The sequence below is a fragment of the Lysinibacillus macroides genome (genome assembly GCF_001281525.1).
Classification (GTDB): Bacteria; Bacillota; Bacilli; order Bacillales_A; family Planococcaceae; genus Lysinibacillus; species Lysinibacillus macroides.
Genome location: NZ_LGCI01000011.1, coordinates 71,958 through 93,499, shown reverse-complemented (window position 1 = coordinate 93,499; position 21,542 = coordinate 71,958). Strand labels below are relative to the sequence as shown.

At 35.8% G+C, this 21,542-nt stretch carries 17 protein-coding genes and 2 pseudogenes; 5 read left to right on the top strand and 14 right to left on the bottom strand.

The features are described from left to right. The first annotated feature begins 82 nt into the window (after window positions 1-82). Both ADM90_RS20790 and ADM90_RS20785 read left to right on the top strand, forming a co-directional pair. A complete protein-coding gene (locus tag ADM90_RS20790) occupies window positions 83-865 on the top strand; it encodes an ABC transporter ATP-binding protein (protein WP_053996791.1) in 783 nt (260 codons plus the stop codon). Next, window positions 862-2,475: a hypothetical protein gene (locus ADM90_RS20785; protein WP_053996790.1), complete on the top strand. Its 1,614-nt coding sequence runs from the start codon at window positions 862-864 to the stop codon at window positions 2,473-2,475. Before ADM90_RS20790 ends, ADM90_RS20785 begins: the two co-directional genes overlap by 4 nt. Window positions 2,476-2,951: 476 nt before the next feature. On the opposite strand, the pseudogene ADM90_RS20775 reads toward ADM90_RS20785, so the two are convergent. The 4 genes and pseudogenes from ADM90_RS20775 to ADM90_RS20760 form a co-directional block, all read right to left on the bottom strand. Then, window positions 2,952-3,170 (bottom strand): annotated as a pseudogene (locus ADM90_RS20775) (DUF1963 domain-containing protein); the annotation flags it as partial. Between the two features lie 97 nt (window positions 3,171-3,267). Further along, complete coding sequence (locus tag ADM90_RS20770; protein ID WP_053996787.1) at window positions 3,268-4,917, bottom strand: DUF4179 domain-containing protein; 1,650 nt, start codon at window positions 4,915-4,917, stop codon at window positions 3,268-3,270. Continuing rightward, a complete protein-coding gene (locus tag ADM90_RS20765) occupies window positions 4,904-5,437 on the bottom strand; it encodes an RNA polymerase sigma factor (protein WP_053996786.1) in 534 nt (177 codons plus the stop codon). The genes ADM90_RS20770 and ADM90_RS20765 overlap by 14 nt, the downstream gene beginning before the upstream one ends. A 193-nt stretch (window positions 5,438-5,630) precedes the next feature. Continuing rightward, window positions 5,631-6,176, bottom strand: a complete 546-nt coding sequence (locus tag ADM90_RS20760; RefSeq protein ID WP_053996785.1) for a TetR/AcrR family transcriptional regulator — start codon at window positions 6,174-6,176, stop codon at window positions 5,631-5,633. A gap of 161 nt (window positions 6,177-6,337) precedes the next feature. Between ADM90_RS20760 and ADM90_RS20755 the strand changes: the two genes are divergently transcribed. Then, window positions 6,338-7,255, top strand: coding sequence for an alpha/beta hydrolase (locus tag ADM90_RS20755; RefSeq protein ID WP_053996784.1), 918 nt, complete (start codon window positions 6,338-6,340; stop codon window positions 7,253-7,255). Window positions 7,256-7,357: 102 nt separating this feature from the next. Here ADM90_RS20755 and ADM90_RS20750 read toward each other — a convergent pair whose 3' ends face one another. Then, window positions 7,358-8,356, bottom strand: a complete 999-nt coding sequence (locus ADM90_RS20750; RefSeq protein WP_053996783.1) for a LacI family DNA-binding transcriptional regulator — start codon at window positions 8,354-8,356, stop codon at window positions 7,358-7,360. Between the two features lie 885 nt (window positions 8,357-9,241). Between ADM90_RS20750 and ADM90_RS25640 the strand changes: the two are divergent. Then, window positions 9,242-9,369, top strand: a pseudogene (locus ADM90_RS25640) (IS256 family transposase); the annotation flags it as partial. A 131-nt stretch (window positions 9,370-9,500) separates the two neighbouring features. Here ADM90_RS25640 and ADM90_RS20745 read toward each other — a convergent pair. From ADM90_RS20745 to ADM90_RS20705, 9 genes are all read right to left on the bottom strand, one after another. Then, window positions 9,501-10,949, bottom strand: coding sequence for an alanine/glycine:cation symporter family protein (locus ADM90_RS20745; protein WP_053996782.1), 1,449 nt, complete (start codon window positions 10,947-10,949; stop codon window positions 9,501-9,503). Window positions 10,950-10,992: 43 nt separating this feature from the next. After that, window positions 10,993-12,153 (bottom strand): pyridoxal phosphate-dependent aminotransferase, encoded by a 1,161-nt coding sequence (locus ADM90_RS20740; protein WP_053996781.1) that lies wholly within the window; start codon window positions 12,151-12,153, stop codon window positions 10,993-10,995. Between the two features lie 132 nt (window positions 12,154-12,285). Continuing rightward, on the bottom strand, window positions 12,286-12,906 hold the full coding sequence (locus tag ADM90_RS20735; RefSeq protein ID WP_053996780.1) for a bifunctional 2-keto-4-hydroxyglutarate aldolase/2-keto-3-deoxy-6-phosphogluconate aldolase: 621 nt from the start codon (window positions 12,904-12,906) through the stop codon (window positions 12,286-12,288). Window positions 12,907-12,919: 13 nt separating this feature from the next. Next, window positions 12,920-13,864 (bottom strand): sugar kinase, encoded by a 945-nt coding sequence (locus ADM90_RS20730; protein ID WP_083448647.1) that lies wholly within the window; start codon window positions 13,862-13,864, stop codon window positions 12,920-12,922. Between the two features lie 523 nt (window positions 13,865-14,387). Next, complete coding sequence (locus ADM90_RS20725) at window positions 14,388-15,644, bottom strand: Nramp family divalent metal transporter (RefSeq protein ID WP_083448646.1); 1,257 nt, start codon at window positions 15,642-15,644, stop codon at window positions 14,388-14,390. Between the two features lie 94 nt (window positions 15,645-15,738). Continuing rightward, complete coding sequence (locus ADM90_RS20720) at window positions 15,739-16,371, bottom strand: helix-turn-helix transcriptional regulator (protein WP_053996779.1); 633 nt, start codon at window positions 16,369-16,371, stop codon at window positions 15,739-15,741. 22 nt (window positions 16,372-16,393) lie between these two features. Further along, entirely contained in the window at window positions 16,394-17,311 is a 918-nt protein-coding gene (locus ADM90_RS20715) for a glutaminase (protein WP_053996778.1), read from the bottom strand. Further along, window positions 17,277-18,251, bottom strand: a complete 975-nt coding sequence (locus tag ADM90_RS20710; protein ID WP_053996777.1) for an agmatinase family protein — start codon at window positions 18,249-18,251, stop codon at window positions 17,277-17,279. The genes ADM90_RS20715 and ADM90_RS20710 overlap by 35 nt, the downstream gene beginning before the upstream one ends. 193 nt (window positions 18,252-18,444) lie before the next feature. Then, the gene (locus ADM90_RS20705) at window positions 18,445-19,614 is read right to left on the bottom strand and encodes a MalY/PatB family protein (RefSeq protein WP_053996776.1); all 1,170 of its coding nucleotides are present in this window, start codon (window positions 19,612-19,614) and stop codon (window positions 18,445-18,447) included. Between the two features lie 812 nt (window positions 19,615-20,426). Between ADM90_RS20705 and ADM90_RS20700 the strand changes: the two genes are divergently transcribed. After that, window positions 20,427-21,425, top strand: coding sequence for a zinc-dependent alcohol dehydrogenase family protein (locus ADM90_RS20700; RefSeq protein ID WP_053996775.1), 999 nt, complete (start codon window positions 20,427-20,429; stop codon window positions 21,423-21,425). Window positions 21,426-21,542 lie beyond the last annotated feature (117 nt).

The window sequence follows — 21,542 nt, the reverse complement described above, 5'->3', positions numbered from 1 at the left end:
TGGTAAGTTGGTTCATCTAACTCTTACTCCAATATTAAAGTTGAAGCATTCATAATAGATACAATAAGAGAGGTGCTGCAATATGGAAGAAATTTTAACGATTACAAATTTAACAAAGAGCTATGGAAGCAAAGAAATCTTAAAAGGCATTGATATCCATGCATCACGAGGGGAAATTATTGGCTATATTGGACCCAATGGTGCTGGGAAAAGCACGACCGTTAAAATTATTTTAGGACTTGAAGGTGACTATGGCGGAGAAATTAAGCTTTTTGGTGAGAATATTAAGCACAATGCCATTGACTATAAGCGAAAAATTGGCTATGTGCCAGAAATTGCAGATGTCTATGATAATTTAACAGGCTACGAGTATTTAACCTTTATCGGGCAACTTTATGGGCTGGAGCTAGAGGAGGCTGCTGATAAATCTCAATCCTTAATGGCTTTATTTGGCGTTGGTGAGGCCTATCATTCTCGCATTTCCTCTTATTCAAAGGGCATGCGACAAAAGCTATTGATTATAGCAAGCCTGATACATAACCCCGACCTACTGTTTTTAGATGAGCCAATCAATGGCTTAGATGCCAACAGTGTGATGATTTTTAAAGAAATACTCACACAATTGGCTGCCCAAGGAAAAACGATCTTCTATTCTTCGCATATTATGGATGTGGTTGAAAAAATCAGTAGTCGTATTATCTTGCTTTATGACGGAAAAATTGCGGCTGATGGAACATTTGCACAGCTACAAGCCAGTAATGCTGAGGGTACATTGGAAAGGATTTTTAACCAATTAACAGGCTTCCATGAGCATCAGGAAATTGGCGAGAAATTTGTGTCCATCGTTCAAGGAGGACAAGCATGACAGATTTTAAAACTTTACAATTGCTTGATAAATTCCGCTTGCTGTTTGTAAAAACAGGCATTGATTATGACATGATGCGAAAAATCCTCCATATCAAGTTGACGATGGATGAACGAAAAGTACCCACACTCTTTAATCAGAACAAAAAGAAGGGCGATCAAAAATATGGCTATATTAAATCGCTCTGGATTTATGTATTATTTGGGCTTGTACTTATTCCATTGATGGGCTTTGGGCAAAATTTTCTTTTTCAAATGAGTATCTCCTATGCCATGATCATCTTTTTAATTATGACATCCTTAATCTCTGACTTTTCCTCTGTACTCTTAGATGTACGAGATAAAAGTATACTTTCCACAAAGCCCATCTCAGCTAAAACCATTAATGCAGCAAAATTTATGCATATTTTTATTTATTTATCCTATTTAACGATGGCCTTAACAGCAATCCCTCTTGTTGTTAGCCTGTTTACCCAAGGAATTATTTTTTTCCTTTTAACAGTCTTTGAAATTATTTTAATCAACTTATTCATTGTTGCGTTTACAGCCATCTTATATATTGTCATTCTACGATTTTTTGATGGTGAAAAGCTGAAGGATATTATTAATTATGTACAAATTGGTTTGTCCTTAGTGTTGATGATTGGCTATCAAGTGCTGATTCGTTCCTTTGAATTTGTTAATTTGGATATAGTCGTATCTTTTCATTGGTGGAATGTGTTTCTCATTCCAATGTGGTTCGCCGCTCCCTATGAATTATTACTAAATGGTAATAGCTCTTTATTCACCATTATCTACACAATCCTTGCTGTAATAATACCGATTATCTCTATAGCACTTTATATTAAGCTGATTCCAACCTTTGAACGCAATCTACAAAAATTGCTCAATACAAGTAAATCGAAAAAAGAGAAAAACAATAGACTTCGAGCATTTTTATTAACACTTATCTGTAGCACACATGAAGAGCGTGCCTTTTACCGCTTCGCTACGCTTATGATGAAGCAGGAGCGAGAATTTAAGCTAAAGGTCTACCCATCGTTAGGCTTTTCGTTTATTATGCCATTTCTTTTTATCTTTACGTTTAGCAGGTCAGGTGGGATTGATTATGCCTCCAGCATGAGCTACCTCAATATTTATTTTAGTATGATGATTATTCCCTCCGCTGTACTTTTGCTGGGTCACTCTGCTAAATATAAGGCGGCTTGGATTTATAAAACCTTGCCACTCAAAAATTATACGGCTTTACAGAAAGGTAGCTTAAAGGCCTTTTTAGTGAAACTCTATCTGCCACTATATAGCGTACTTAGTATTATTTTTTGCTATATGTATGGTATTCGCATTCTCCCAGATTTATTAGCGATACTCGTCACAAGCTGTATGTATACGTTGATTTGTTATATGACAATAAGCAATAAAATCCCCTTCACCAAACCATATGATGAAATCGGTGATGCACAAGGGTGGAAGGTAATGCTGCTCTTCATTCCTATAGGCATGTTCGTAGTCCTTCACTATTTAATTACTCAGATTGCTTTTGGTTCTCTCTTGTATTGCATTATGCTCCTTATTATCAATCTATTGCTCTGGAAAATTATTTTTAAACGTTAAAACAGCTGGTTTCCACCACCGGCTGTTTTATTTTATAATATAAAATATTAACAATTTAGGATATATTTATTACTTCGATTCAGGAAAAAGGATTTTCGATAAAAGTCCTCCATAAAGGGCTACTATAACAGAAATCATTGACGTGTATAATACTATATTTTCATCAAAGGGTAATATTGCTAAAGCTTTGATCAGAGAAATTATGACTATAATACTTGTAAAAATACTCTGCTTCATATTTAATTTCAATAAATCCATGTCATACCTCCATTTCTGATTATTAAATCGCTTTATTCATAATCCCAAAAACGGGGAAGACAAAATAAATAGCCTGTTTCCTATCGCAATTGAAGGGACAGATGAGTATCATTTTGATAACTAAATCTGCGTCTTTTGATGAGTTTAATTTTATTGTTTACCCCTTCCATTATGTCATTTATGAAAGCAAAAAATCGTATACATTCGATACGATTTTGTTACATGCTATAAAGATAATAATAAAGCCTAGAAAAATCCTTTGCGATCAGAGCATCTCTCTCTATAAAAAATTGCAATGTGCCAGAGTCTGCTATCATGGCATATGTCTTTTGAGCATTGCTCTCCATATCTAATTGAAATAGCAGCTCAGCATGGCTATTATTTTCATCAAAGCTATTTGCATCCATACATGCATAGCCACCTATTTTCGTACCGCTCCCATCTGTTTGATCAAAATTGTATCATTCCTTTCTGATTGCTCCTATTATACATAATAAAATCCCATCTACTTTAGACAGATGGGATTTCACAGTATTACTTGCCAATTGTTAACGGTACATGTTGTTCTGCATTTGGATCATTCGTTGTATACTTCCATATATAAATATCAAGCTCTTTGTCTTTAAAGTTCTCATACTCATCTATTTGCATATTATTATCATCACCAAGTAGACTAATAATAAGTGGTGTCCCATAGTTGCGTTTTTTCTGATGCAGATAATAGGTTTGCGTCACACCCCCAAATTCTGCATCTGGACTGGAAGATTCTACATAGAGATTATTATTTTTTGTATAATAAGTCCATGTGATTGGATAGCCGCCAATAGTAGATGTTTTACTTTGAGGTTTTGCTGAGATATTCGTTAGATGAATTGGTTGATCATCACCATCTACTACATCAACTCGGCGTTTGGCGATTAAGGTTATCGGCTCACTTGCTAGCGTATCCATGCTCAATCCTGCCACCTCAAAGCGAAGCTCTGTTTGATACGGATTATTCTCTACCTCCCATCTACCCCCATCTAAAAGTTTTTCCCCAATAGCTAGTTGGTACTTTGTGTAAGGAATATGTGTGTATTTTTCCTCAGATGTAAGCAATAAACGGATTTGTGTAGGTGTCACTCTCATTTCGCGGACTTTTGTTCCACCGGGTACATTCTCTAAAGGAATATTTAATACATCCCTAGATGAGCTGTTTTTTAATTGTTTTTTAGATAACTTCATATCTATACGCCACGTGTCCTTGATAACACCTAAATTATGCATATAGCTTAGCTCAAAGCTAGCATCCTTTGCTCGTATACTATCTGCTGTAAAAACTTGCTGATTTATATATGCACCAGTATCTTCAGGTGTACCAAACACAGGAGACTCCGCTTCTTGAATAGGCTTATTCATAGGATCCATTGCTATAATGCGTACCCATTTGTTCTTTGTATCAGCATCCGAAAAAGTAACAGCCGATTGAAGTACTACCCTTCCCTCACCCTGCTCAAAGGCTTGCAAGGTTACATGATCAATTCCATCCTTATGAATGGGGAAAACCTGTGTTTCATTATTAGTTGGATCATAGTCAATCGACTGTTTACCATCGCCAATAAAATAAATATTCTCTATTGTTAATTGCGTATCCGCGACCTTTTCTTGTGCCACCCAACTCGTTTCAAAATAACCTTGGAAAACGCCAAGCTCCTTATTCCACTGATGTACATAATCCCCTTCAATAAAATTGCCATCCTCATCTTTCAAGCCGATCCGATCAAAGCCGATATGATCTCCCTTCCAAGACGCACTAGGCTTCAAGGTATATAGTAAAATCGTTCTATTATCATCTATAAATGCCGTGTGTACAGTTAATGTTATGTCCTGCTTTGTAATAGATTGTTCAATTTTCTGACCCAAGCCTTGCTCAAGTGCCGTTTGAATACCTTCTCGATAAGACAAAATATCGGACCAATCGTAATTCAAAGCGGCATAGACGGGAGTAGCCATTAAAGCAATTGCTAACCCTGCTACTAAGGCATACTTTTTTCGTTTACGAGGCGGCGGCAATACAAGGCGTTCTGTCTCAGTTATTTTTAACTCATCCTGCTGAATACTGCTCCACATTTTATCAAAATCAGGATATGCCATCTTATCGGCATTTTTCAGCTCATTTTTCAGCTTTTTTTCAATGCGTTCCAAATTGATTCTCTCCCTTCAACCATAGACTTTGATTTTGTTCTAGCTTTTTACGCATGGTTTTCAATGCTTTATGCAGTCTCGACTTCACTGTGCCTACAGGTATATTCAAGGTTTCCGCTATTTCTGTTAATGATAGCTCCCCAATATAGCGGAGGGTAACAACAGCCATTAACTTGTCAGGTAGTTGCTTTAATAGCTCCTCCCATTCCTCCTCAGCCGCTTTTTCTAATACAATGGTATCTACAGATTTAATGGATGCTGTAGCCTGCTCATGAAGTATCTGTACCTGATGTTGTTTTTTCAGCTGTGCTTGCTTCCTTTTTAGCAAATTTAAGCATTGGTTCATCGCAATACGCATAATCCAAGCCCGTGTATGCTCAATGCTTTGCCAATCCTGACGAAAAACGGTGACAAATACATCATGGCAAAGATCTTCCGCATCCTGTGCATTCCGTAGCATATAATAGCAGGTACGGTATACATCCTTGTTGTACAAGTCGAATAATTCACGCTCTGTCAATCCAAGGCACTCCCTTCTATCTTGTTCTACCTTATAAACAAATGACTGCTAAAAAAGGTTCATCTTTTATGTATATAAAACCTCGCATTTGAGCAATATGTTCAAAATGCGAGGTTTATATTTTTCAATATTCAATTGTATATTAAGCCATTCATCACATTAAAGCTGATTGTTAGTTATATTTACTAGTCAATTATAAATTTCGTTTCACAAGCGTCCCTACTTGCTTTGCTACTAATTCAATATCGTCCTCAGTCTCGTTCAACGCATAGGATTCGAGGACACCCATTACAGCTGTTCCTAAAAACTTTAAAATAATATGCCTGTCTATCGTTTGATTTATGGATGTATTGCTATCTAGTTTTTTATCAATTTCCCCCATGATAAATGTTAATAATTTTTTGCGAAAGGATAGTGTACTTTCACTTCTAAATAATGAGGCAAAAAAGAGCTTGTGTTGTTGAAAATAAGCAAACCATATAATTGTACCTTCTATAAAGCCCTTATCTTTTTTATGGTCACATATTTCCCTTAACCGCTTCAAATGGTTATCAACAATTTTATCTAATAAATCATACTTATCTACATAATGAAGGTAAAATGTTTTTCTTCCAATATTAGCCTTTTCACTAATGCTTTTTACTGTAATCTCATCAAAGCCTTCATGTACCAACATGGCTAAAAATGCAGCTTGGATTGCCTGCTGGGATTTTAGTATTCTTCGATCAATTTTCTCCATGTAAAAATCCCCCTTATTTATACACATATTTTGATTTATGTGTAGTAACACACAAATACTTAAATATGGTCATTGCAATGATATACGCTATTTTTTATCATAAATATACACGAGTGTAATAAGTATCACAAGTGTATATTTTAACAAAGGTGGTCTTTATAATGACAGTTACAAAGAAAAATGTAAGATTCAATGCAAGAGGATTAAAAGTTGCTGGGATTTTAAATTTACCAGAGAATGCTGAAGAAAAGAAACAAAATCCTGCAATTGTTTGTGTACATCCAGGTAGTAGCTGTAAAGATCAAACAGCAGGTCTCTATGCTGAAAAATTAGCAGAGCTTGGCTATGTAACGATCGCCTTTGATGCGTCTTATCAAGGTGAGAGTGAAGGAGAGCCACGTTATATTGAAGAACCCGCTGCACGTGTTGAAGATATTCGTTGTGCAGTAGATTATTTAACAACACTTGACTATGTAGATGAAAACCGTATTGGTGTTTTAGGTGTTTGCGCAGGTGGGGGCTATGCAGTCAATGCCGCAATGACAGAGCGTCGTATTAAAGCTGTTGGTACAGTTGTTGGTGCAAATATCGGTCGTGTAAACCGTGAAGGTGACCCTATTAAAACATTAGAGGCTATTGGACAACAACGTACTGCTGAAGCACGTGGCGCAGAAACATTAATTACAAATTGGATTCCTAACAGTCAGGCTGAAAGAGAAGAGGCTGGGATTACTGATATTGATATTAAAGAAGCTGTTGATTACTACACAACATCAAGAGGTCAAAGCCCTAACTCACCAAATAAGCTAAACTTTACAAGCATGGGATCAGTAATTGGTTTTGATGCTTTCCATTTAGTAGAGGAATTATTAACGCAGCCTTTACAAGTGATTGTTGGTAGTGTTCAAGGTGCTTTCGGTTCCTATAAAGATGGTCATGAACTCTATAATCGAGCAGCTTCACAAAACAAGGATTTACTGGTTGTTGAAGGTGCAAGTCACTATGATTTATATGATCAACCAGAGCCTGTTGGTATTGCTGTTGATAAATTAGGGTCCTTCTATAAAGAGTATCTATAAAAGTGAAAACCGAGCTTTATATACGACGTTCGGTTTATTCCTCATAACGCTCAACAAAATAAGCCATCTAGCATTGATTGATTATCAATACTAGATGGCTATTTAGATTGTTGAATCTCGTTCCATTAAAATGGGTGTAAAGCGATATAATTGTGGTTCATGGGGTAGCTGCTCTTTTTTGATTTTGGCTAACAGTAGTGCGGCTGACTTTTGAGCCATTGGTAAAATAGGCTGTTGTAAGGTTGTGATAGAAGGCGTGATAAATTTTGCATAGGGCACATCATCAACAGCAATTACTTGCAAATCATCAGGTACGTGCAAGTTATGCTTTTTTATATACACCATTAATTCTTGTGCAATGCGATCATTTGCTGCAATAATACCCCTTGGTGGTTGCTCCAATGCAAATAACTCATTAAAGATTTCTTCTATCTCTGAAGGGTCGCCATTTTTTATATAACGCTCATCAATTGGGAGGTCGCGCTTTCTTAATGCTTGGCGAAACCCTTCTAAACGTTCAACACGAGGTGTAATCGGTAATGCTAAAGAGGTAGTGACGATGGCTAATGGCTGTTTTTGAAATTGCTCAACAGCCATATCCATTGCAGAAAAATTGTCTAACAGCACAGCAGGAATAGCCACATCCTCTATAAAACGATCAATAAAAACAATCGGCATTTTTTGTTGATTCAGTCGTATATACAGATTTTGATTTTCACCTGTTGGAAAAACAATCAAGCCATCTACTTGCTTTTCCAGTAATGTTTCAACATGCTCCCTCTCTTTTTTAGGATTATCTGCCGAGTTACAAACAATCATATGGAAGCCTTTTTTATCAAACTCCGCTTCAAGTGCATTTATAATTTTTGTAGAAAAGTCATGAATAATATTCGCTACAATAATACCAATCGTAAAGGTAGATTTCTGTTTTAAGCTACGAGCCATTAAATTAGGACGATATTGCAATGCTTCAACAGCTTCTTCAATTTTTTTACGAGTCTCTGTACTCATATACTCATAGCGCTTATTTAAATATTGTGAAACAGTACTATTTGAAACGTTGGCATATCGCGCAACATCGGCAATTGTCGTTTTTTTCACTACAATCAATCCCCTACCTATCAATGTAAAAACTCTGTTTAGTATATATGTAGCATAGCATATTTTTTGGTTAAATTAACTATTCAAATATTGATATACCGGTCCCGGTAAATCTATACCCTTTTCCACTGTCTCCTTGACGGGGTGCAGTTCAATTTAAAAGTATCTGGGCTTTATTATGATGATTGTTTAGTTTTGCTTTTTATCTTTTTTATCAAGGAATTCAAATAATACAAAAATTATACTCATAAGAATTGTATATTTAACAGCTTTAATAAAAGATTCATCGAAAATAAAGTATGAACTTACAAACAAAACTAAAATAGCAGCAATATATCTGAAGAAAACTCTATACATCTGTTCCTCCTAGAATATCTTTAGTCAAACTCTAAAGTTTAAGTTTCATAGCGCATCTCTACTTACAATTTTCCGCTAATATTTGATATATATTCATATCTCATTATTTCATCGTCTTTCATGAATTGTCCATTAGTTGGATTGAATAAACCAGGACCTAACTCTCTCCAAGCATGTTTCGAAGAATAATAAACAGTAGTTTTAGTCACTTCATTAAAAGGAAACGTATCCCATTATCTACTGCTACACATTTATTATAAATACTACCGTGTATATCATCAGTCGGTATATAAATCTAAGTTGTTGAATATAGTGTAACTTGATTCTTATTGTTTTCTTGCAAATCTACTACATCTAAAAACTTTTCCCTACTAGATTATTTCTTATCCGAGTTACTAAATTCCGTATAATAGCATATTTTACTATAAATGAAAATATATTAAGATAATACGAAAGCTAATGACATAATACTTCTTCCTTAATTAACAACCCTATCTATCTTAATTTCTAGTAATTCATTCCTAAAATAAAATGGTCCAAGAACAGGTCGAGGCTTTTCGTAAACATCCGTTAATGCACGTTATGTCTGCGTTTACTTCAATACGACATCTATTCCAGTGCATCGTGAGACAGTGTCCAAAGAAGCTGTTGGTATTCATCGGCTCAAAAGAAGGACTTAGCCTATACAGGAACGTAGAGTCGAAGAAGCTCTTTTGTTTATTTCTGAAAGAGAGCCTTCTTCAAATTAAAATTGAAGAAGGCTACAGACTCTAAAATTATATATATCTTAATTTTTATCTTGATCTATTTCCTGATTTCTATCTTCCCAAAAAGTTGCATTTTTTATCCCTAATTTAGTTGGGTTAAATACTGGATCAACCCCTAACGCCTTTTGCTGTTCGTAATCTTTAAGAGCTTTTAACACTGGTTTTCGTAAAAGGAAAATCCCAATAACATTAATCCAAGTAATAAGCCCAACCCCTATATCAGCAATCGACCAAATTAAATTAGCTGACACAATTCCACCATAGAAGGTAGATAAAATGACAATGATTCGTAATGCATTCTTGAGCATTGTATTATCTCCAAAGATATATACGATATTTGTTTCAGCAACATATGCAATAAATAGTAATGTAGTGACAGCAAAGAAAAATACTGCAATAGCTACAAATATATTACCAAACCCTTGGAATACAGAGTCTACCGCTAATTGAGTGTAACCAACTCCAATTTCAACATTACCTATATGATTCACTACATAACCACCTGCTGGATTTTCAACATTATATTTTCCTGTTATCAAGATCATAAAAGCAGTTGCACTACAAACAATAATCGTGTCGATAAACACACCCATGCCTTGTACTAATCCTTGTTTAATTGGATGTGATACATCGGCAGTTGAAGCAGCATGTGGTGCAGTCCCTTGACCCGCTTCATTTGAATAAATTCCACGTTTTACGCCCCAAGCAATCGCCGCACCAATAAGACCTCCAAATGTCTCCTGAGTACCAAAAGCACTAGAAAAAATTAAAGCAATAATGTCAGGTAATTGACTGATATTCATCACTACAATAATTAAAGCTATTAAAATATAAGCAAGTGCCATAAAAGGAACGACAACTTCTGAAAACTTGGCAAACCTTTTAACTCCGCCAAAGATAACTGCTGATACAAGTATACAAACAAAGATCGCAGTAAAAATAGGTTTAATATTAAATGCTGTGCTAAAAGATGCCGTTATTCCATTTGCCTGAATACCAGTTAAAAGGAATCCATAAGCAAATGCAATAGTAATTGCAAATAATGAACCTACCCATTTTTTTCCTAATCCTTTAGATAAATAGTAGGCAGGACCACCGCGAAATTCATCTCCGACCTTTTCCTTAAAAATTTGACCTAATGTACTTTCAAAAAAGGAAGTAGCCATACCAATAAACGCCATAACCCACATCCAAAATATAGCTCCTGGACCTCCTAAACCAATAGCAGTTGCAACTCCAGCTATATTACCAATACCAACACGCCCAGCAATAGACATTAGTAGTGCCTGATAAGAAGATACATTATTTTTTGATGCACTTCGATCAAGCGTTCTTTTAAACATTTCTTTAAAATGCCTAATTTGAATAAATCTGGTACTTAAAGTAAAATAAAGCCCTACTACCAATATTAAGCCGATAAGAGCATAGCTCCACACAATAGAATTAATAGCATCAACAATCGCTTGCATAAAATTTCCCCCTTTGCATAGCTAATTTCATTAAGTTCCAAATTTAATAATTCTCTTTTACATAGTTTTTAATGCGATTAACTGCCTCTATTAAATTCTCATCTGAATTGGCAAACGAAAAACGTAAATAACCTTCACCCATTTTTCCAAATGCTGATCCAGGTGTAACAGCAACCTTTGCTCCTTTTAAAAGTTCTATCGCGAATTCTTCAGATGGCTTTTTGAACGCTTTGATATTCGCAAAGGCATAAAAGGCACCTGCTGAATTAATACAGGAAAAACCAGGAATTTCATTTAATCCATTTATTAAAATTCCACGTCGACGTTTGTAATGAGTCACCATCTCTTCAACAACAGATTGTGGACCATTAATCGCTGCCACAGCCGCTTTTTGAATAAAAGGCGGTACACAAGAAGCTACTCCTTCTTGAATTTTTGGCATGCTAGAAATGATATCTTTATTACCAATGACAAATCCAACTCGCCATCCCGTCATTGCATAAGTTTTAGATAAACTATTTATAATAAGCACATTCTCTTTCACTTCCGGAATTTGAGCCATACTAAAATGCACTTCATCATCATAAATAATCTTTTCATACACTTCATCAGAAATAACAATTAAATCATGTTTTAACACAACTTCTGCTAGCTCTCTAGTATCTTTTTCATTCAAAACAGAGCCCAATGGATTACTTGGAGAATTTAAAATAATAGCTTTCGTTTTTGAAGTAACAGCTTTTTCGACGTCCTCTGCTTTCAGTTTGAATGCATTTTCTTCATAAACAGGAACAGGTACTGCTTTACCACCAAGCATAAGGATTTGTCCTAAGTAGTTGGGATAAGCAGGATCAGCAATAATTACCTCGTCACCTGGGTTGATTGTTGCCACTAGAGCTAGCATAATTGCTTCCATTCCTCCAAAAGCAACCATAACTTGATCAGAAGTATATTCTTCTCCAAATTCAAGAGTATATTTTCGAGCTACCGCTTGACGGAGTTCATCAGTCCCTGCGTTGGATACATAATGGGTAAGGTTTTCATCTATTCCTATCTTTGCGGCTTGCTTTATATAATCTGGTGTTGCAAAATTCGGCTCTCCAACAGTTAGTTTAATAACATCCTCATATTGATTGGCTAATTCAAACATACGTCTAATTGCCGATGCAGGATAATTTTTTGCAACATTTGATAAATGGTTCATAATAATTCCTCCTGTAATATATAATGTTGTTTTTTTGCTATATCAACAAATTTTTCTACATATTTTATTATGTTTTCTAAGAGGTTATTTGAACAATTTGTTCTAAATGTCATATTCATTATGCATTACCTCCTAGTTTGCTAGATTCTTTGTATACGCCTTTGCTCGTTCAACAACGCCTGCATAACCGTCCTGTGCATAGGCTTTATGAAGATCACTACCAACACCTACTGCAACAGCCCCTGCATCTAGCCATTCATGCATATTGGCTAAACCAACACCACCTGTAGGCATAATCGTTACATTTGGTAAAGGTCCTTTCACCGATTTAATAAAGCTTGGTTCAAACTGACTGGCTGGAAATAGTTTAATAATGTCACTACCACCCTCAAGCGCTGTGACCATTTCCTTAATCGTCAAGCAGCCTGGTAAATACGGGATGCTATAGCGATTACAAATTATTGCAATGTCCCCGTTGTAGCTTGGACTTACAACAAATTTTGCACCGTTTAAAATTGCATGACGCGCTGTTTCAGCATCCAAAACTGTACCAGCTCCAATTAATGCATCGCTATTGCGTAACGCTTTAAATGTGTCCTCTATAAAAGGTGTTGTATACGTTAATTCGATAGCTTGAATCCCACCTTCAATAGCACCCTTTGAAATTTCTGTTGCCTCTTCAGGTGAATTCCCTCGTACAACCGCTACCACCTTTGCTGTTGATAACGCTTTCAAAATTTCCATTTTTTGCATTGCTGACAGCTCCTTAACGCTCAATTAGTTTTTCATCACCAATAAATTGCTTTAATTCCTGTAATGATGGAAGCCCCTCATTATCTCCTTTAATTGTGGCAACTAATGCTCCTGCACCATTTGCTAAACGCAGACGCTCTGGAATATCATCCCCATTTAAGTAGCCATAGACATAGGCAGCATCAAAAGCATCACCTGCACCAACAGTATCAATCGCGCGAATAGAAAAGGCTGCACGATCATATTGTTCAGTAGCCGTATAAACAGAGGCTCCTTGCTCGCCCTTTTTAATAATGATTTCATCTATTTGATATTGCTGCTGAACGCCCTTTACTGTACGTCCCTCAAATAACAGTTCAAACTCATCTTGTCCTGTAAGAAGAAGATTCACAGATGAATATAATTTCTCATATGCTGCACGAGCATCTTCTATTGTCCAGAGCTTTAATCGTAAATTTGGATCAAAGGACACAGGAATATTTTTTACCTTTGCGAAGTGAACTAACTTTAAAGCAACCTCAATATTATGCTCACATACTGCTAAATACACACCGCTTATATGCAATAAATCCACACCATCTAATACTGATTCATCTAAGCAATCTGCTGTTAATTCAAGTAAAGGTGATGGCTTGCGATAATAAAACGATTTACCTGCCCCATCTTCTCCTATTTCCTTAAAATAAATTGAAGTTGGAATATTTGGTGTACGTGATACGTGTGATACATCAACACCCTCACCACGAGCAAAGTTATAAATCACCTTGCCAAATTCATCATCTCCAATACAGCTAATCCATCTTGCTTCCATATCTAAACGCGTAATGCCTATTGCAAAATTTAATTCTGCTCCACCCACAGCTCGCTCGAAGGAAGGAACAAATCGTAGAGGACCTGTTTTCGATGGATTAAAAACGATCATTGCATCTCCAATCGTTGCAATCCGTTTATTTTTCAATTTTTTTCATCCCCTTTACAAGTAAAACGATTTAGTAAAACGTTTTACTAATACTAACATGATTTTTTTTACGTTGCAACAATAATTCGATTATTTCGATTGTTGCAATAAACAATTATTTTTCTACTTTTAATCAACGAGAAAACTAAATACCAGCAATTATGTAGGACGGGGATTTATCACCACCCTAAGGGCTGATTTCTACTTCATCTGTGTTCTAGCTAGCTAATATATCGGTAAAAAAACGGCTAGTGAGTGTAGTGGTTGTCATTTCATTAATAGATTTGCTAGCATTAAATAGCCCGTAGTAGATGCGCATATATTGCTGGTTGATAAGAGGATGAACTTATTTTTTGGAAAATATTAAGTATAAGAACTATTAATAGAGGGTACGGAAATTCATCACTAAAAATTAGCGGATTTTCTCTATTCTATTACACAACAAAAGCCAATTTACCCCAAATATGATGAGATAAATCAGCTTTTTCAATAAATTCATAGAGATGTAATGTGTGTGTAGTATTTATAAAAAAGTTTTAACAACATCCACTAAACTATAACCGCCTAAGAAAATACAAACAGCTACAATAGCAATACCAATAATATTGCTGACTGTTTTATTCACATAATTGCCAAGTAAATCTTTATTATTCATGACAATTAATAAATAAATCGCAACAATTGGTAATAAAATACCATTTAATGCTTGCGCTAATAACAGCACCTGCATTGGTTCAAAGCCTGTTGCAGATGTAATAATTCCAATCAGCATGACAATAGTAAAGACTAGCTTGAATTTTTTATTTTTCATACCATCTTTCCAGCCAAAAACACTCGCTAATGTCACAGCTGCACCAAGAGGACTGGCAAGAGCGGAAGAAAAGCCAGCAGCAAAAATACCAATACATAAAAATACTTTTGCCCATTGACCAAATAGCGGCTCAAGTTGAATAGATAGATCTGCAACGTTTCGTACATCGGAGCCAAGCATTGTTGCACCCGCAGTAATTAAAATCGCTGCTGTAATAAGACCGCCTACGCCAATAGAGAGCACTGTATCGAGGCGTGCATCTTTCAAATCGCTTGGTTTTGACCAATTTTCTTGCACCATAGATGAGTGAATAAAGAAATTATAAGGTACTACCGTTGTTCCAATTAACGCAATAATTGTGACAATCGATCCCGTTGGAATATTTGGCACAACAGCATTTTTGAAAATGCTTGACCAATCAGGCTGTACAACAAACATCGTTGTAAAAAAAGTAATACTCATAATCACTACTAAAAAAATCATGACACGTTCAATAATTTTATAACTACCTGTTAAACCTAAAATAAGAATAAGAACTCCGATAAACGGACTGATCACATTTGCTGGCATACCAAATAGTGTAGACAACCCCATAGATGTACCAATCAGATCTCCAGATATATATGCTGAACAGCCAACCGCAATGGCAATGGCAATAATCCAAATCGAAGCAAATTTTAATAATGGTTGTTTAAATTGTTCTGCAATTGCTTGACCTAAATCTTTTTTGGCAATAATACCGATTCTCGCCGCCATCTCTTGCAAAATAATAGTTGTAATAATGGAAAAGACCACTGCCCATAAAAGTGCAAAGCCAAAACTAGCACCTGCACGTGTAGCTGTTGTGACTGTTCCTGGACCGATAAAGGATGCGGCAATAACTGCCCCAGGACCGATTACTTTTAAACGTTGTAGCATTGTACGTTTACTTACTACAGTTAGTGTGTTGTCATTTAACTCTTGTGTCATAGAACCATCCCCTTGAGATTGAAAGTTGAAAGTATCGAGGACGTCTCAAAAAATCTCTACCAAACAAGTTGGCTTGGCAGAGAAAATGAATCAATTATTCACTTTCTAAATAATTATAGATGGTCTGTTTTGTAACATTTAAAATATCAGCAACTTTATCTGTAGAACCTTGAACTAAAAATATCCCCTTCTTATCTAAGTTCTGTACAAAAGCCACTTTATCAATCTTTGCTGATATCGGTAAGGTTAAATTCAGCTCTAATAATGTTGTTTGAATAATTTGATCAAACATTTCTGTAATTGACGTCGCATAACTTTCATTAATTTGTGACTTAATATCAAATGGCGTTAAAATATTTGTTAATAATTGATGCATATGAGCAAACTGTGTAATGTTGTAGTTGATACCGAATAAGCCAACAACTTTCCCGTTATAATCCTTAATGTATACAATAGAAGATTTAATTTTTACACCGTCTTTTGTTGTTGAATAAGTGCCTAAAACATCCTCTAAATTAGTAGGGTCTTTTTTTAATTGCTGTAAAACATAATCTGTAATGGGTGCACCTAATTTGCGACCTGTCAAATTACCTTTTATATAAATCAATGACTTTTCCATATTCGAAAAATCATGGACAACGACTTCACAGCTTTCATCGAATATAGCGTAAATTGCATCAGCCATGCGCAAATATGGGAGAAAAATAGGATTGATGGTTGGATTCATAAATATACCTCTTTTTTTAGATTTAAGAAAATAGCTGCTTTAGGAAGTGAATACCTTTTGCACTATTTCCTTCATTGTTTAGTAATGGACTGTAAATACCTATCCCTATCTTATCGAAAGTTGGATATTGGTGACAAGAAGAGACATTATAAGAAAGTATACTTCCTGAAATCCCACTTTTCGCAGCGATTTGTTGATTGTTCACCGACAGAGGTGAATCACCATATAAACCACTTGCTAATAGTGCTTTATGTGCGTATTGAGCAGTAGCATCATAAGCAATTAGCTGTTGAAATAGATAACCAATTTTCGCTAAATCCTGTGTTGACATTTTTAATGAACATAAGGCCAGATAGCTTTCTAGGGTATTTTCAATCGTATCTTCTAGTAAATCCAACATTTTTAGTGTGTGTAAAATGTCTTTGTTTTGCTCGCTATGCTGCCTCTCATAGGATAAGACATCCTCATCAATTATGGTGACAACATTAAATTGCTGAGCTATAAATAATTTGATATTTCGAATTTTTTCAGGTATTGAATGACCATCAATCATAGAAGTAATCGTTAATGCACCCGCATTAATAAATGGATTTAAAATCGCACCATTTACATAAAATGCTGTAGCAGATTTTGTATTATAAGCAATAGAGGAGGCTGTAATCCCTACTTTTTGCCTCACCTTATTTACACCGTGTTGTTTTAATACATAAAACAGTGAGAAAAACTTTGAAATACTTTGAATCGTAAAATATTGTGGATATTGTCGATTGCTGAAAATATCCTGTTCTGAAAAAGCAATAGAAACTTCAAAATATTGAGAAGGCAAATGCTCTAATATCGGTAAATGCGAAGGAAAATAACCTTCAACTTGCTTTGTTTCCCACTCATATGCTTGGGCTAACCACTTAGGCGTGAACTGAGGCGTGTGCAGTTGTTTCATCTTGATTTTGCTTATAAACGATATCGCCTGCTAAAGCATAGAGTAAAAGTGTTGAAGCAAAGTGTGCCGATAATTGAGTAGGGTCTTGTTGAGGATAAATTTCAACAAAGTCCATACCAACAATGCCTTGTTTTGTTAATTCGTAGACAAGTGTTAATAGTTCATAGGACGTTAAGCCGTTTCCATCCACTGGACCACCTGGATTAAAAGCAAAATCTAATACATCACTACAAATACTTAGGTACACAACATCAACATCTTTAGAAGCTTGTGCATAGATATCCTTTGCAAGCTGACGAATATCCTGATGTTCGCGAATATCATTGACTGTAATTGTCACTGCCCCAGCATTTTTAGCATTTTTTCCGCTTTCAGGCTTGTTACGTGGACCATGAATACCTGCATGAATAATGCTTTCATTACGCACATTTTCCTCTTCATATAAGCGTGCAAATGGACTGCAACGTGCAAATTGATCGCCATTGTGCGAAGGAAGATTATCATAATGTGCATCTAGGTGAACAATACCGACTTTTTTGCCCTTTTGAGTAAGTCCACGAACAATCGGATAGGTAACACCATGATCTCCGCCTAAACCAATAATAAATTTCTCTGAATCCCACAGCTCTGAAGCAAAGTTTGTAATACGGTTCATTGTTTCATCTACATCCGCAGGAACCACATCAATATCCCCTACATCTCCTAAACGAACATGTTCAAAAACATCGATATCATTTAATTCTGGTAGATAACCAGAATAGCGTCCTGAGCATAGGCGCATCACTTTTGGTCCTAGTTCACACCCTGTATAATCACCCCAAGTTACAGCGCCCTCCCATGGAATACCATAAATAACTGCATCCACCTGTGAGTAATCTTTTGTTTTTGAGAGATTTGTAGCACCTAACATACAAGGTGTATTGCCATAAATATTTGTCATATTTCCAAACTCCTTTTAAATTTTTTAAAATTATTTATAAAATTATTAAAATCTAATTTTTAATAATTGTCAAACTATTTTTATTAAATTTCAAAATAAATAACTTAAATAATCAGAAATATGAAGGTATTAAAAATAAAAAAGCCTGAAAATCAATATTTTTATCATTGATTTTCAAGCTTTATTTTTAAATCTATTGTTGCGCTAAGGCAGCAGAGAAACGTTGTACAGCCTGTTCTATAATGGCACGAGGCGTCGCAATATTCATACGCACAAAGCCCTCACCCTGTGGGCCATATTTTGAGCCCGGGTCCAGGGCTAGTCCCACTGCTAAAAGTTTTCCCATCATTTGCTGCTCATCAATCCCTAATGGGCGATAATCAATCCACAATAAATAAGTAGCATCAGATTTAGTGACACGAATACCAGGAATTTTTGATAATTCATCAACGGCATAATCCATATTTTCAGAAATATAGCTTAAAACCTCCTCTAACCAAGGTCGTCCATCTCGATAAACAGCGGCAACTACAGCATCAGCAAAAACATTTAAGCCATGGATACCATTGCTCATGGCATGCTCTGCAATTTGACAATGATTCTCTACTGTAGAAGAAACAAGCATGGCAGCCTGAATACCAGCAATATTAAATGTTTTTGTAGGGGCAATCGCAGCAAAAATCATTGCTTTTTCAGCATCCTTAACAGTTAACATTGGCGTATGCTTTACCGTTGGATTAATTACCAAATCACAGTGAATTTCATCAGATAAAATCACTACATCGTAGGCAATGGCTAGCTCTACAATTTTTTCTAATGTTGAACGTGACCAAACAACTCCCCCAGGATTATGAGGATTACATAAAATAAATAGCTTACTATGCTGAAAGGCTTCTTCAAGGCGTACTAAGTCTAGCTGATAGGAGCCATTTTGTTCCTGTAGATGGCAAAACTCTACATGCCGTTTTTTTTGCTGTGTAATTTGAAAGAACGGCGGATAGACAGGAGGCGTCACCACAATCGTATCCCCTACATTTGTGAAGCATTCGATAACATTTGCAATAATTGGAATCACGCCTGGTAGAAATAACATTTGCTTATCTGGAATTGTCCACTGATGATAGTGCTGATACCAATTTTGAATAGCTTGAATCGTTTCAGAGGACACAGTAGAATAACCAAAAATCGGATGCGTAAGACGTTCTGCTACAGCTCGTTGAATAATAGGAGGTGCAGCAAAATCCATATCAGCAATCCACATCGCTAGCATATTATCTGTACTTTGCACATTGTATACCGTGTCTAAAGTATCCCATTTAACACAATTTGTTTGTCGTCGACTAATAACCTCATTTAATATCAAGGAACACACCTTCTATTCTTGTAATTTTTTTGATGGGAGGCAAAGGCATTTTTAGAAGTGGTTTATGGCGAGAAAGCCTATTATTTTAGCTTACCTGTGAACTGGTGCTTCCAAACGCTTTACCTCTCCATATCTTCAAAATCATGATTGAATTTATTATAGAGGGCACACTAACTATAAATCAAATGAATATTAGATAATTAAATATGAAAATAATTCATAGAAATTTCAGATAAATCATTGTTACAAGTTAGCGATGGATGGCAGGTGCTTTAACTTTTTAACCCCATAAAAAAAGAGGCCGTAGCACCTCTAATTCTAACGCATTGTATAAGTCCCTTTTGTCTTAAAAGGTAACTTTCAGATCTTTTGCTGCTGACACTATGATTCCTTTTCATTTACCACCACAGGACAAGCTGTTTTATCAGGACATTGTTCAGTTTTAAATTCCTTCACAGTAACACTTTAATCTTTTAAGAATCAAATTAACTTCCAAAATTAATACTATTCAACGAAAATATGCGTACTATAAATTTTATTTTACATAAAGTAATATAAAGTTTATAAAAGAGACTAAATATTTTTCTATACGCTACGATCGATTTTAGAGGAGACTATTACAAAGTTTGAACTGCCTACCACTCTCTTTGTATTTACTAGATGTTATTTAACAAAAACAAATTAGCTAAACGGCGTACTTCTAATCGATAAGTACAGAGAGCCAAGGAATTCAAACTCACGCTAGCTGGATTGTACCCATTTCTAATACAATAGCATGAAAGTAAAATTTTAAAATTAAAGGAGTGACCCATATGAAATCGCAAATTATTCGAGCTTTTGGTAAACCATCCGTCTTTCAATTAGAAAATATTCCTAAACCCGTACTAAAACCTGGACATGTACTTGTCGAAGTAAAGGCTTCAAGTGTAAATCCTATTGATACGAAAGTCCGTGCTGGTGTTGTGCCAGCAGTCGCTCCAGAATTTCCAGCAGTCTTACATGGAGATGTCGCTGGTATTGTATGTGCAGTAGGAGAAGGTGTCACTAAGTTTACAATTGGAGATGAGGTATACGGTTGTGCAGGTGGATTTCAAGGAACCTCCAGTGGGGCACTTGCCGAGTTTATGCTAGCCGATGCTGATTTACTTGCTTATAAACCGAAAAACTTAACGATGGAGGAGGCTGCCGCTTTACCATTAGTATCCATTACTGCTTGGGAAGCATTATTCAATCGTACACGCCTTAGACCTGGTCAAAATATATTAATTCACGGTGCTACAGGTGGTGTGGGACATGTAGCCATTCAACTAGCAAAATGGATAGGCGCAAATGTTTACACAACCGCTTCTAGCGAGAAAAAGCTAGAGATTGCTAGACGTCTTGGTGCCGATGTAGCTATTAATTATCGAGAAGAAAGCGTGCAAGACTATGTACAAAAATATACAGATGGAAAAGGCTTTGATGTTGTTTTTGATACTGTAGGTGGTGAAAACTTAGATCGTTCTTTCGAAGCAGCTGCCGTGCATGGAACAGTAGCTGCTATTGCTGCCCGCTCCACACACGATCTCTCTCCTGTACATGCGAAGGGGCTCTCTCTTCATGTTACCTTTATGCTATTAAAAATCTTGAATCCCAATCTGCATAAGGATTATGGGGAAATTTTACAAAGGATCACACATGTAGTGGAGGAAGGAAAGCTACGTCCACTTGTGGATGCAACGATTTTTACGTTTGATGAGGTTTCAGAAGCCCATCAATACCTAGAGTCAGGCAAAGCATTAGGAAAGGTAGTTTTGAAAAATGAATGGTAAATATGTAATTTAGTAACTTTGTAAGAAAATTTGAGTACATTAATAATATTAAAACCAATTTAAAAGAGCATGTTTTGAAAATTAGTTAACCAAAACATGCTCCCTATCTAATGCAGA

Coding starts and splice junctions, on each gene's coding strand:
- ADM90_RS20790 (WP_053996791.1), top strand. CDS start 83: ATGGAAGAAATTTTAACGATTACAAATTTAACAAAGAGCTATGGAAGC.
- ADM90_RS20785 (WP_053996790.1), top strand. CDS start 862: ATGACAGATTTTAAAACTTTACAATTGCTTGATAAATTCCGCTTGCTG.
- ADM90_RS20760 (WP_053996785.1), bottom strand. CDS start 6,176: ATGGAGAAAATTGATCGAAGAATACTAAAATCCCAGCAGGCAATCCAA.
- ADM90_RS20755 (WP_053996784.1), top strand. CDS start 6,338: ATGACAGTTACAAAGAAAAATGTAAGATTCAATGCAAGAGGATTAAAA.
- ADM90_RS20745 (WP_053996782.1), bottom strand. CDS start 10,949: ATGCAAGCGATTGTTGATGCTATTAATTCTATTGTGTGGAGCTATGCT.
- ADM90_RS20740 (WP_053996781.1), bottom strand. CDS start 12,153: ATGAACCATTTATCAAATGTTGCAAAAAATTATCCTGCATCGGCAATT.
- ADM90_RS20735 (WP_053996780.1), bottom strand. CDS start 12,906: ATGCAAAAAATGGAAATTTTGAAAGCGTTATCAACAGCAAAGGTGGTA.
- ADM90_RS20725 (WP_083448646.1), bottom strand. CDS start 15,644: ATGACACAAGAGTTAAATGACAACACACTAACTGTAGTAAGTAAACGT.
- ADM90_RS20720 (WP_053996779.1), bottom strand. CDS start 16,371: ATGAATCCAACCATCAATCCTATTTTTCTCCCATATTTGCGCATGGCT.
- ADM90_RS20715 (WP_053996778.1), bottom strand. CDS start 17,311: ATGAAACAACTGCACACGCCTCAGTTCACGCCTAAGTGGTTAGCCCAA.
- ADM90_RS20710 (WP_053996777.1), bottom strand. CDS start 18,251: ATGACAAATATTTATGGCAATACACCTTGTATGTTAGGTGCTACAAAT.
- ADM90_RS20700 (WP_053996775.1), top strand. CDS start 20,427: ATGAAATCGCAAATTATTCGAGCTTTTGGTAAACCATCCGTCTTTCAA.